The organism is Methanopyrus kandleri AV19 (assembly GCF_000007185.1).
Classification (GTDB): Archaea; JAADCQ01; Methanopyri; order Methanopyrales; family Methanopyraceae; genus Methanopyrus; species Methanopyrus kandleri.
This window is the reverse complement of record NC_003551.1, coordinates 225,314-237,769: the sequence shown is the minus strand read 5'-3', so window position 1 is coordinate 237,769 and position 12,456 is coordinate 225,314. Positions and strand designations below refer to the sequence as shown.

Sequence of the window (12,456 nt, the reverse complement as noted above, 5' to 3'; positions counted from 1 at the left end):
GTCGCGAAAACCGAAACCGGGGGAGGTTCCCGTGGCGAAGGAGAAGGAGCACATTAACCTCGCGTTCATCGGCCACGTAGACCACGGTAAGTCCACCCTGGTCGGTCGATTGCTGTACGACACCGGTGTGATCGAGGACAAGGACCTGGGTGAGGGAGAGGACAAGTTCAGAGTCATCATGGACACGCTCGAGGAGGAGCGGGAGCGAGGTGTAACGATCGACCTAGCTCACACCAAGTTCGAGACCGACAACTACGAGTTCACCATCGTGGACTGTCCAGGTCATCGAGACTTCGTTAAGAACATGATCACCGGTGCGAGCCAGGCCGACGCCGCCATCCTGGTAGTGGCCGCGGACGACGGTGTGATGCCGCAGACCAAGGAGCACGCGTTCCTGGCCAAGACGCTGGGTATCGACCAGCTCATCGTGGCTATCAACAAGATGGACCTCGTGGACTACGATGAGAACAGGTACGAGGAGGTCAAGCAGGAGGTCGCCGAGCTCCTCAAGACGATCGGTTACAACGTCGACGAGATCCCGTTCATCCCGATCAGCGCCTTCGAGGGCGACAACGTGGTCGAGAAGAGCGACAACACGCCGTGGTACGACGGTCCGACTCTGCTGGAGGCTCTGGACAACCTAGAACCGCCTGAGAAGCCGACCGACAAGCCGCTGCGGATCCCGATCCAGGACGTGTACTCGATCACCGGTGTCGGTACCGTGCCGGTGGGCCGAGTCGAGACCGGAGTACTCGAGGTGGGCGACACCGTCCGGTTCGAGCCGGCCTACACGGCCACCGGAGGCCGGAAGGGAGAGGGTGAGGTCAGGAGCATCGAGATGCACCACGAGGAGATCGAGCGCGCCGAGCCGGGTGACAACATCGGTTTCAACGTGAAGGGCGTGGGTAAGAACGACATCAGCCGTGGTGACGTAGCCTGTCACCCCGACGAGCCGGCGACCGTGGTCACGCCGGACGACACCTTCATCGCGCAGATCGTGGTCCTACAGCACCCGAGCGCGATCACCGCAGGTTACACGCCGGTGTTCCACTGCCACACCGCCCAGGTGGCCTGCAAGTTCGAGGAGCTCATCGAAAAGATCGACCCGGCTACCGGTGAGGTGATCGAGGAGAACCCGGACTTCCTGAAGACCGGAGAGGCCGCGAAGGTGCGCATCCGGCCGACGAAGCCGATGGTCATCGAGGAGGTCAGCTTCATCCCACAGCTGGGCCGGTTCGCCATCAGAGACATGGGTCAGACAGTGGCCGCCGGAATGTGTGTGAAGATCGAAAAGGAGGAGTAAGCCCTCTTTCCCCTCGAGATAATCTCTTTCGGGAGGTGGTGTGATGGCCCAGGAAGTACGCCTGCGCCTGTCGAGTACCGATCACTACAAACTCGAGGAGGTCTGTGAGCGGATCAAGAAGGTTGTTGAGGAAACCGGTGCTCAGATGTCCGGACCTATTCCACTGCCGACTAAGCGACTTCTGGTTCCGACACGGAAGTCTCCGGACGGTGAGGGTAAGGCCACCTGGGACAAGTGGGAGATGCGCATTCACAAGCGGCTGATCGATATTAAGGGCGATGAGCGTACGATCCGACGGCTAATGCGTATACACATTCCCGAGGAAGTACACGTGGAGATCATCATGAAGTGAACCGATACCCCCGGACGCAATCGTTAAAATAACCGTAACGTTGTTCCCGCGGGCGCGCCGTCGAGTCCGTAGGAAACTGCGGTTCCGACGCGCTTGAGAGTTGCGATGAAGCCAACAGTTAGGATCATCGGCTGAGCTCCATGAGCGCTCTCTCCCACGCCGTGAGGGAAGGGCACACGGAGCAACCCAACCTATAGAACCCGATCTCGTACAGTTCGCTCACCGGTAGGCCCAATCGGAACAACGTCCCGAGCACCTCGGCCCCTCCCCATCCTTTCACAGGGTTAACTTCGGGTACGTCGAGCAGCCGGTTCCTGTGGACCGGCGGCCTCAATCTCCTCCTGCGGCTCTCCGCGTCTCGATCTCCCACGACCAGCAGGACATCTCCCTCCAAATCCTTCAGCACTTTCTTGATCCCGGAAAGCTTCACACCGGTGCACCATCGGTTCTCATGGGTGGGCTTCCGCTCCCTCAACCCACGTTCAAACGCATCGGAAACGTCTACGTGCTTGATATCGACTCCCAACGCCGCTCCGACGTCTTCGACGACGTCTCTGCCCAGGTCGTATCCAGTATCCACGTACACGGCTTCGACGTCGATCCCTAAGCGATCGGTCGTCTCGACGGCTATCGCTAAGCAGCACGTGCTGTCCTTCCCTCCGCTGACCGGCACGAACAGGACATCGAACTCCTCCGCCACTCCTCCAAGAAAATCCACGGCGTCCTCGAACAGGTTCTCCAGCGTCTCACGGTTCTCACGGACGAACGCCCTAGAATCGAAGGGTTCCCCGTCTCCGAGCACGCTTACGCTCGGTTCGCCTTCGTCCGGCGTGATGATCCTGAGGATCGGCTTACCGGAGGCGTCGTAGAGTACTTCTTCCGGCGGGTTCCCCGGCTTTCGGAGTGAGAAGTACGCACCGGGAGGTAGCTCCTCCCCAGCCAGCTCGGCGATTGTCTCGGTGAATTTACCCCACCGGAGCATGGTATCCGCGTCCTGGTTCTCGGTCAGTAACCTCCCTCGCCGGAGCTCCGGTACCCGTCTGAAAGCCACGCTCAGGCGCGGGGCGGCACGTCCTAGCTCGATACCGTCCACGATCTCGGTCAGCCTGGCGTTCCGGACCTCCGCCTTGCCCACGTTCACCGCCGACCATCCCTCCATCCAGACCACGCGCCCGCGACCGGGGTAACTACGCCGGCCCAGAAGAAGTACCTTCCACAGTGCGTCGGAACCCTCGAACCGTTCACGCGCCAAACCGACGATCCACGACGGATCGCGCTCACCTCCGAGCGTTTCCACTTTCCACTCCCAGTCCGGGTAATACCGCTCCAGCGCCGATTCCACGGCCGACGCGTCCTTTCGGGCTCTCACCAGCACGTGCAGGTGCACCCTACCTTCCAACTTTTAACCCCCCGAGGGACGTCCCTTCCGACCGGTTATGGGTGTGAGATCGATGGAGGCTCGGTGGGAGCTCGAATGGGAGGGTGAAGAACCGGAAGGTGCCGGAATCCCGCTTTCGAGGTTCTCGAAACGGCTCCCGGACGTGGAGGCCTACAGACATCAAGTGGAGACCGCCGAGGCGTTCGAGAACGGCCACGTCCTACTGACCGCGGGAATGGGTGCGGGAAAAACCGAGGCGGCTCTCGCGGCGATAGAGCATGAACGGACCTTTCCCGCCGTTTTCGTGTATCCGACCAAGGCCCTCGCCCGTGATCAGGCCGAACGGATGATCCGGTACGGTTACGACGTGGTGATCGCCGACGGCGACCACCCGGGCTGGCGCGCCAGGATTCAGGAAGCCGAGATCGTCGTCACCAACCCACAGATGATCTGGATCCACGCCCGTCGAGGGCTTCAGTTCTGGGAGTTCCTGACCGACGTCGCACGATGCCTCGTGTGGGACGAGGTCCACTTCTACGGTCCCAGACAGGTGAACCTGTTACTCGGGATCGTTCGCGCACTCCGGGATCGCCGACACCTGTTCATGTCCGGAACCGTGGGACACCCGGATTCCTTCTGCGGCGAGGTCGAGCGAGCCACCGGTGAGACCTGCACGCACGTTCGTGGTAGGGGAAAGATGGCGCCCCGTAAGTTCGTAGTCCGGAATACCGCCAAAATGGCCGACCTCCTGGAAGACATCACCCGATATGTCCGGGAGGACTCGAAAACGCTGGTATTCTTTCGAACCCGGGCGCAGGCGGAGCACGCTTACCAGGTACTATGCCGGCGGTACGGGCTCGAGGGATACGTCACTCTACACCACGGGGCGCTCCCCCGGGACGAGCGCCGACGTGCCGAGCGGGAGTTCAAGCGAGGTCGTGCCTCCGTGATGATCACGGTGAAGACGCTCGAGGTCGGCATCGATGTGGGATCCGTAACTCGAGTCGTGCACTACGGAATTCCTGACCGCGTCTCCGACTTCTGGCAGCGGGAAGGACGTGCCGGCAGGCGCGGTCAGGAAGCTGAGTCCGTGATCTACCCGGCCGACCCTTGGACCTCGTTCGTGACCAGGACTCCGAGGAGATTCCGCGAGGCCTACTTGGAAGGTAAGGTCGAGCGCATATTAGCTTACGCTCAGTCTCACCTGGCCGCACCACCGGAAAGTAACCCGACCGAGTCGTTCTACGGGGAAAAGGACGCGTACCGGGTGGTCCGTGAGGACAACCCACGGGCCGTTCTCAGGGACCAAGTCGACCCCGAAGACGTGCCCAGAGCCTGGGCTCCGGGATGCGCGTTCAGGGCCGCCGGCGAGATCTGGGTCGTCAGTGGGCCACCTGACCGGGAGACCCTCATGATCCCGGCCGTCCCCGCGGAGGAGTACGATCCCACCGTGGCACAGCTTATCGAGGAAGGCTGGTGGACTTACCCCAGGATCGAGGTCTACGCCGAAGGAGAGGAAGAGTGCGGGATCGGGTACGTCGAGCTCCGGTGGACGGACACGGTGCTCTCACCTCCCCCGGACGAACCCGAGCGACCTATCCTGGTGGAGCATGGTGACATCACGATACGCGTGAAAGCGTACTACATCCGCCTGGAGGACCCGGATTTGAGGCGGAGGGTCGGAGCTGATTCAGCCGAACACGCGGTTCACGCCCTCAACTACGCCCTGAAGTTGAAGCACGGGGTGCCGCTCTCACTCTTGAACCATTACGTCCATCGGCCCGTAGAATCGTTGATTCCGGAGGAATCCGACAGGGAGGCCTTCCTGCTGATTTACGAGTCACCGCCGGCCGTGATGCCCCTGCTGGAGTGGGAGTCCGCGGTCGAGGAAGCCATCATACTGGCCAGGAAGGAAAATCCGCGGAACCTGCGGCTGCCCCGCTGCCCCTGGCCCAAGGAGGATGTGGTGACGTTCGAGAGCTTGATCGAGCGATACTTGCTCGGAATACTGCAGCTGGCGGAGAAGCTACGGGAAAGGGAAGGACTACCCGACGGTGTCGAAGGACGGCAGCCGAAGTGTGGGGTGTAGTACCGGCACGGTCTCACGGGCGTCCCAGACCGTTTCTATAACTCACTCACCGACGGAATGTAGCATGACGTAGCGTCCAGTTCCTCCGTCGGCCACGCGGGGCCAAGTCGTTCACTACCCCGAGTGCGTGGTTGCAGCATGGGCGTCGACTCCCAGCCGCGACTCCGGCGACTTCGAAGGAGTACGCGCCACGGATAGTGGTAGGGTCGGAAGGCGATCTACGGCCTCTGGTTAGTCTGCCGGTGGTGTCTCGGTGGTACTGAAGGGGGATCGCCCGGGTGAGTACGGAGTGGGTGACTCGACACCTGGACTACGACGGAGAGGAGACCTGGCTGATCGAGTCTCACGGTCCGCCGGACGATCCCACACCGCCATGCTCACCGACCTGTCGGCACTGTTACGCTACTCAACTCCCACCGGATGCTCGACGTCATCTCGTCATCGACGAGCTATCCATGTATCCTTCCGAGCTGGTGAATCACCCGCGGTTGGAAGATGTGGTCCGCCGGGCGCGCGAGCTCGTGGAGAGCCGAGAGAACCTCCCGCTCAAGGTGATAACTTCCGGAAAATTCCTGACCGGGCGGAAGCTCCGGATCCTCCTACGGTACGTCGACCAGCTCGACTTCCACCTCCTCTCCACCGATCCATCGGAACGCGCCAAGCTGACCCGGGAGAGCGTCCGCGAAGCCGCACGCGTGTTGGAGTTGGTCCGAGAGGCTGCTCGTGAGGTCGATACCGTCGCCAACGTCGTGGCCGTGCCCGACTACAATTTGAACTCCCTGCCCAGAATCCTGCGGAACCTCGACGAGTGGGGCCTCCATAAGTGCGTGGTGATCCCGGTCGGGGTCACCAGGTACAACCGGGAGGGTATCCGGCCCCCCACACCCGACGAGATGCGGTTCCTGTGGGAGATCTGCCGACGGATGGATCGCGAGTTGGACCTCGACGTGGTCCCCTGCGACAGTCTGGTTCCGTTGGAGGAACATCTAGAGGGTCTTGACGACCTGGCGTCACGGTGCGCCGAAGCCCTCGGCGGCGTCGACTCGAGGGTAGGACTGGTCACCGGCGAGATGTTCGGACCGGTCATCGAGGAGTTATGCCGGGCCACGAACGAGAAGTTGGGGCGTGAGGTCCTGGAACCCGTAATCGTGGAGAATCGGTACTTCGGCGGTAACATCGGGTGCGCCGGACTGCTCACGGGTGAGGACGTCCTCCACGAACTCGAGCATCGGGATCTCGACGTGGCCATCGTACCGCGGATCTCCGTGGAGCTCGGATCGTTCATCGACGGTGTCACGATCTTCGAGGTATCACTACACGCCGGGTGTGAGATAGTGGTCGGACCGGAGCGGTTAGAGGATTTGCCCGACGTGCTCGTCGAGATTACTCATTCGGTGACCGTATGACGTCGGATCATCGCTACCATCGGAGGTGCGGACGAAAGAGCCGCTAACAACCCCAGTGGCACGCTCACGGGCCCGAACGCTCCGGTCAGCGTATGAAGGATGACGAAGAACGAGGAGGCGTAAAGGGTACGGTACACGAGGAGCAGACGCAATCTACGGCTTCCGATGAGGTACGCCCGTAGTGCGATGTGGTAAGGGAGCAGGAGTGTGGGGAGCGAGAACCATCGGACGATCGGCACCGCCGGCCCGTACTCGGTCGAGAGAACCACCGGTGCGAGGTCAGCGCACGAGACGATCGCAACGGCCGTAGCGATACTCGCCGGGACGAGGTACCGGCGTAGTCCCCTGAACGCCTGTTCCTCCTCGCCCGCCCCGACTTCGAGCGTTATCGGCGGTACGAACGCCTCCAACGTCAGAGCCGCGAACTTGTAGGCCGCCAACCCCAGACCGACGAACGCCGAGGTCTTCGAGCCGTACAGGAGGTACGTTAGGAGGACCGCGTACGCGTACGATCCCAACTCGACGAGACGATCCACGACGATGACCATACCGCGTGTGAGGTACCCGATCGCGAAATTCCATCCCCGAGGCCTACCGACGAGCGGTAGGGTCGCCAGGCCGGCCAATAACGGGCAGAGTCCGGTACATATCGCCGCTCCGACCCACGAAGTCCTCAGTAGCGGCGGAATCACCACCTTAGCGGCGTGACCCAGGGCTATGGCCACCACGAACACGTTCCGTCCGGCGGCGAGGAGGAACGGTTCCACGACCTTCGTCACCGGTGACATACATAAGACCAACAAGCCGGAGGCAACCCACGGATCCGACACGATACGGAGCTTCTCCGGTACAGGTAGGAAGGTGATGGCGAGCAGCATCGCCGAAGCGACCGCGAAGGAGAGCATCAATGAGACGATCACAGCTGAAACGCACAGGGAGGCGCGCTCCCTATCCCCGAGACCCAACAGCTCGGGAGAACACGCGAAGGCCACCGCCTGATGGATGGGGTCGGAGAGGAACCCCGCCAAGTTGATCAGAAGCACGAGCTTCCCGAACTGCTGAGGGCCCAGGGTCCTAGGTAGCACGATCCAGAAGAGGGCCTGGAGCGTGCTGATCAGGGCGTATTCCGTGAACATCGCCGCCAAGTTGCGCTCGAATCTTCCCATCTTGGGTGTCCTCCCGAGCCGACTGTGGGGGCTAGTCCGTGCACGCCATGTTGGTGGCACTCGTAGCGTCCGCACCTGCGACCCTCGCGGCGTGCGCGATCTTCAAGTTCCTGGACGGACCGCTCTACGAGCCCGTTCGGGGAGGTACACCGAGGGGCGTCGGCGTCATCCCGGCCTTAATATACGCGTATCTGGCGCCCCTAACCCACGGCGTCCCGGTCGCGGCCCACGCCGTGCTGGGGTTCGTGGACGACGCGCTCGGCAGGACTCCCACGAGGTTCGGTGTCGAGGTGGGTCATCTGGCCCGGGGTACCGCGATGTTGGTGGCCTTCGGGTGGTGTTGGTGGAAGTTCCACCCTATCACGGGGCTCGTGGCGGGGTTCCTCCCACAACCCGCCAACATTGTGGACATGCAGCCGCGCGCGTTCACCTTCGCCGCGCTGACCGCCACCGTCGCGACCCTCCCATGGTGGAACCCGACCCTGGTCTCCGTCGCCTGGGCGGCGCTCATACCCTACGTCCTGCTGGACCTGAAGGGTCGCGTGATGCTCGGGGACGCGGGGAACGCCTCGGTCGCGACGGCCCTCCTGCTCGCGTGCACGCGAGGGGACCCGATAGGGTCTATCGCTTTCCTGATCTCCTTCACCCTGGCCGGGGCGTTCTACCGGTTCAAGGTGGAACCCAGGCTTCGTGAGTACCTGGAGGAACGACTCGAGATCGAGGACCCAACGCTCATGGACGCCGTATGGGACGTACTCACGGGAGGGGCGTTGGGGGACCTCATCAAGGCGAAGACCTTCGGCCGTACCGAAGTACCGGAGTGCGGTCGCTTGGCGCGGCTTCTAGGCTACCGCCGGCTCGTCCTCATCGGGCGCTCCACCGTCGGAGAACGAGTGCGGCGATGACCGGGCAGGGCTCACCCGCGCCCTCCCGCCGGCTGAACCCGCCTCTACGAGCCCGATCCGCGCCCGGGTGCCGTCGACCGTCCCCAGATCGTTTAGCCTGGGATCGGTCCATCGGTACCGTCGCTCGACGTGGGCACACAGGGGAACCGGTTTTAAGAGCCTCGAACGACTCATTAGGTGCACCTAACCGGGGTGAGTCCCTTGGCCGAGGGGAACGAGCCACGTGAGGGCCACCCGCACCACCCGTCCCGAGAGGAGCTAGAGAAGCGCCTCGAGAAGGAACGCGAAGCCATCGAGAAGAACCTGGAGAGCGTCGAGCACGTCCTTGTCGTCATGAGCGGCAAAGGCGGCGTGGGTAAGACCACCGTCTCGGTGAACCTCGCGCTCGCGCTGGCCGAGGACGACGAGGTGGGTATCCTGGACCTGGACATCCACGGACCGAACGTACCTGAGCAACTCGGGGTCACGGAGCCCCCACAGGGAACGCCCGCCGGTCTGTTCCCGCTCTCGGGCTACCGTGACGTGAAAGTGATGTCCATCGGCACCATGCTGGAGCGCGAGGACCTCCCCGTCCTCTGGCGTGGGCCGCGCAAGTCCGGCTTCATCCGCGAGATCCTCGTCAAGACGCGCTGGGGCGACCTGGACTACCTGATCATCGACATGCCTCCTGGAACCGGTGACGAGGTCATGACGGCGCTGCAGATGCTCCCCGAGGACGCCCGTAACGTGCTCCTGGTCGCCAGCCCCGAGTCCCTGGCGTTCTCCGACGTCGTGAAGGCCGGTGAAGCCGTCGATAAGCTGGAGGCTCGGTTGATCGGGATCGTCAGTAACATGCACGGGATCGTCTGCCCCGAGTGCGGGAGCACGATCGAGTACTTCTCGGACGACTACTCGGAGAAGCTCGCGGAGCGATTCGACACCGAGGTCCTCGCCCGGATACCCCTAGACCCGGAGGCGAAGCGGAAGGCCGAGGAGGAAGGTAAACCGTTCGTCATCGCCGCCCCCGACTCGCGAGTCTCCGAGGCCTTCTCCGAGCTCGCTGAAGCCGTTCGTGACCGCCTCTGAAGGCGCCCTCGGGCAACCTTCCGCCCCCCGGTAGAACGTTTCATCCTCCGATCGACGTGCGAGCCGTCAGTGGGGTCACCTCCTCATCGCGGAGCGCGTGCTCGGCCCCGAGTGCCCTCATCACCGCGTCAGAGGCGGCTATACCTCCTCATCGCACTCCACGCGTTCCACGGTCTCGATCAGCCGGCAGAGCCTCCGGTTCCGGACCACGATCACCCTCGGACGGAAGCGCGAGTAGTAAGCCTCCCACAGCGCCAGTGCCAACCTCGGCTGCGCCCCACCCCCTACGTCGATGAAGACAGCGTCCACGCGCTCCGTACGTTTGAGCACTTCCCCCAGCTCGAACCCGTCCTCGCACAGGACGATCACGTTGTCCAGGTCGCGCACGCGTTCCCTCAGCCGTTCGAACATCTCCTCCGACTTCTCGAAGGCGATCACCAGCCGGGCGTTGCGGGCCAGTCTGACGGTGGTATCACCCGCGGCGGCGCCGACCTCCACCACGATGTCCTCCGGCTTCACGAGCTCCTCAGCCAGCTCTCGGTACCTCCCCACGTCGAACACCAGGTAGGAGCGGGTCACGTCGGCCCCCGACGTCCTCCGTCCTGCCGGTTAAGCTTCTGTCGCCCGGTTAGCCTCTTGGTCCGTAACTGTACCGAACGGGCCACGGTGTGAGGGGTTCTAGTACGAAGTCTCGGAACCCTTCCGGTAACGTCTCCAAGAGGTCCGCGAGTATGTTCCCGCCACCATCCGGTCTCTTAGTCCTTAAAGGACAGTATCCAATGGCCTGGAGAATCGAGTCTCTGAGCACGATCCGCTCGTCCTCGTGCGGTATTCCCTGCGAGAGCCGTTCGAGTAGGTGTCAGCGCCCTCCGGACGGCCCGCCGAACCGTTTGACTTTCTCCCGGTCGCAGAGTCGTGGTGCCGCGAGTCGGATTGTTTCGAGCCATTCTTGGAGGAGTTGTACTGAGTTTTTCTGCCTTAGGTAGATCGTGCGGCCGCGCTCGCCCTTCTGCGGCTCCCCAATTTTGTGCGAACATGATATCGCCCTCCGGCGGTAGGCGGCCCACGACGATCTGCCGAGACCCCTCCCCAAAACAGACGCACAAATAGCGTCGGTACCGACCGAGCCGTGGCGCGGATGCATAATAAAGTCGCACAAATGGCTATGAGGCGAACCACGTGACACACTCCGAAGTTATGAGTGACGTCAACGTTCTGTACGTAAGTTATGCATAAGTCGTATGTTGTACGTGCGTGAATGACATGACGACTATTGAACTACCGTCCGTAAGGTATCACACCGTCTTTCAACAATCGTACGTGAATCATGCATAAGCTATGCGTGAACAGTCCGACTGCCGGTCCCGAATAGGGACAGAGGTCGGAGCTGTCAAGGGAAGAACTCGAGCATGGAGTCTCAGGGCTCGAAGGAGGCGGCCCGCTCGAGGGCCGCCATGACGTTCAGGGCGGTCAGATCCTCCCACGGCCGCGCGATCACCTGAACACCGCACGGCACCCGGTCGCCATCCACGTTAATCGTGTCGAACGGCACGCTTCCGGCCGGACACCCGGCCAGGTTAGGGATCACGGTCAGCACGTCGTACCCGTACATCTCACGGACGCTCAACTCCTCTCCGATACGATGTGGAGGCTTCGGCACCGTCGGTCCCAGCAACGCGTCGTAGCCCTCCAACGCCTCCAACAGTCTGCGTCGGATCCACGTCCTGGCTCTCAGCGCCCGCTCGTAGTACTGACCGCGGACCTCCTGCCGGCTGATCGCGGCCCCGGCCACGATCCTCCGGAGAACTTCCTTTCCGCAGACGTGCTCGATCCTACGACCGTACCTCCGTCCGTCGAACCGGCGCGTCGCCGAGAAGAACTCCACGTAGTTGATCACGTAGTACGTGGGTAGTGCCACGTCGACGAGCTTCCGACCCAGGCTCACCTCCTCGACGGTGGCCCCGGCCCGCTCCAGGGCACGAGCCGCCTCCTTGGCGACCTCCGCGATCTCGGGCTCCGAGACCTCGAGGAACTCCCTCACGAGACCTATGCGCATACCTTCCACTTCCTCCGGGTCCAGCAGCTCCGAGAACCGGGGGACCTCGGCGTTCCGCACGGTCCCTTCGACGTCCTCACCCGGGCCCGCGATCACCTCCAGCAGCAGCGCGGCGTCCTCGACGGTCCTGGTGATGGGTCCGATCTGATCCAGACTCATGGCCAGGTCGATGAGACCCTGCCGCGGGACCAGGCCGTACGTGGGCTTGAACCCGACCACACCGCAGTGTGACGCCGGGTTCCGGATCGACCCGCCCGTGTCCGAGCCCAGGGCCGCGTCGCAGAGGCCCGCCGCGACGGCCGCGGCGCTCCCCGAGCTCGACCCGCCCGGGATGCGCCCCGGACACCTCGGGTTATCGGTAGGTCCGTGGCACGAGGTCTCGCCCGAGGAGCCGGCCGCGAACTCGTCCATGTTCGCGATACCGATCACCGCGGCGCCCGCTTCCTTGATCCTCCGCACGACCGTCGCGTCGAAGGGAGCCCGGTACCCCTCCAGCGTCTTGGACGCGCAGTCGCACGGCATCCCCTCCACGTTGATGTTGGCCTTGACGGCTATGGCGACTCCAGCGAGCGGCCCCTCCGATCCGACCTCCTCCGGCGCTCCCCCATTGATATAGATCAATGCATTTATATCCGGGTTCTCTCGGTCGATCTTTTCGAGATACTCATGGATCCGCTCCGACGGGTCGACGTGACCCGATTCGATGTCTTTTACCGCTTCCCTCAGCATCGTTCCT

10 protein-coding genes are annotated in these 12,456 nt (G+C 62.9%); 6 read left to right on the top strand and 4 right to left on the bottom strand.

What is annotated here, in order from left to right; translation table 11 throughout:
- Positions 1 to 31 precede the first annotated feature (31 nt).
- Together tuf and rpsJ are read left to right on the top strand one after the other, a co-directional pair.
- Positions 32 to 1,303 (top strand): translation elongation factor EF-1 subunit alpha, encoded by a 1,272-nt coding sequence (gene tuf / locus MK_RS01295; RefSeq protein ID WP_011018619.1) that lies wholly within the window; start codon positions 32 to 34, stop codon positions 1,301 to 1,303.
- 43 nt (positions 1,304 to 1,346) lie between these two features.
- A complete protein-coding gene (gene rpsJ, locus MK_RS01290) occupies positions 1,347 to 1,655 on the top strand; it encodes a 30S ribosomal protein S10 (protein WP_011018618.1) in 309 nt (102 codons plus the stop codon).
- Positions 1,656 to 1,779: 124 nt separating this feature from the next.
- Here the strand turns inward: rpsJ and MK_RS01285 are convergent, their stop codons facing one another.
- Positions 1,780 to 3,054 carry a phosphoadenosine phosphosulfate reductase family protein gene (locus tag MK_RS01285; protein ID WP_148679426.1) on the bottom strand — a complete coding sequence of 425 codons (1,275 nt, stop codon included), beginning with the start codon at positions 3,052 to 3,054 and terminating at the stop codon, positions 1,780 to 1,782.
- 52 nt (positions 3,055 to 3,106) lie between these two features.
- Between MK_RS01285 and MK_RS01280 the strand changes: the two genes are divergently transcribed.
- Both MK_RS01280 and MK_RS01275 read left to right on the top strand, forming a co-directional pair.
- On the top strand, positions 3,107 to 5,122 hold the full coding sequence (locus MK_RS01280) for a helicase-related protein (protein WP_158295869.1): 2,016 nt from the start codon (positions 3,107 to 3,109) through the stop codon (positions 5,120 to 5,122).
- A gap of 278 nt (positions 5,123 to 5,400) precedes the next feature.
- Positions 5,401 to 6,528, top strand: coding sequence for a DUF512 domain-containing protein (locus tag MK_RS01275; protein WP_011018615.1), 1,128 nt, complete (start codon positions 5,401 to 5,403; stop codon positions 6,526 to 6,528).
- On the opposite strand, the gene MK_RS01270 is transcribed toward MK_RS01275, so the two are convergent.
- Positions 6,510 to 7,694: a hypothetical protein gene (locus MK_RS01270; RefSeq protein ID WP_011018614.1), complete on the bottom strand. Its 1,185-nt coding sequence runs from the start codon at positions 7,692 to 7,694 to the stop codon at positions 6,510 to 6,512. The genes MK_RS01275 and MK_RS01270 overlap by 19 nt on opposite strands.
- Positions 7,695 to 7,732: 38 nt before the next feature.
- On the opposite strand from MK_RS01270, the gene MK_RS01265 reads away from it, so the two are divergent.
- Positions 7,733 to 8,599, top strand: coding sequence for a hypothetical protein (locus MK_RS01265; protein ID WP_011018613.1), 867 nt, complete (start codon positions 7,733 to 7,735; stop codon positions 8,597 to 8,599).
- 201 nt (positions 8,600 to 8,800) lie between these two features.
- On the top strand, positions 8,801 to 9,664 hold the full coding sequence (locus MK_RS01260; protein ID WP_148679425.1) for an Mrp/NBP35 family ATP-binding protein: 864 nt from the start codon (positions 8,801 to 8,803) through the stop codon (positions 9,662 to 9,664).
- A gap of 138 nt (positions 9,665 to 9,802) precedes the next feature.
- Here the strand turns inward: MK_RS01260 and MK_RS01255 are convergent, their stop codons facing one another.
- Together MK_RS01255 and MK_RS01250 are read right to left on the bottom strand one after the other, a co-directional pair.
- Positions 9,803 to 10,243, bottom strand: a complete 441-nt coding sequence (locus MK_RS01255; protein ID WP_011018611.1) for an rRNA adenine N-6-methyltransferase family protein — start codon at positions 10,241 to 10,243, stop codon at positions 9,803 to 9,805.
- 838 nt (positions 10,244 to 11,081) lie between these two features.
- The gene (locus MK_RS01250) at positions 11,082 to 12,449 is read right to left on the bottom strand and encodes an amidase family protein (RefSeq protein WP_011018610.1); all 1,368 of its coding nucleotides are present in this window, start codon (positions 12,447 to 12,449) and stop codon (positions 11,082 to 11,084) included.
- Positions 12,450 to 12,456 lie beyond the last annotated feature (7 nt).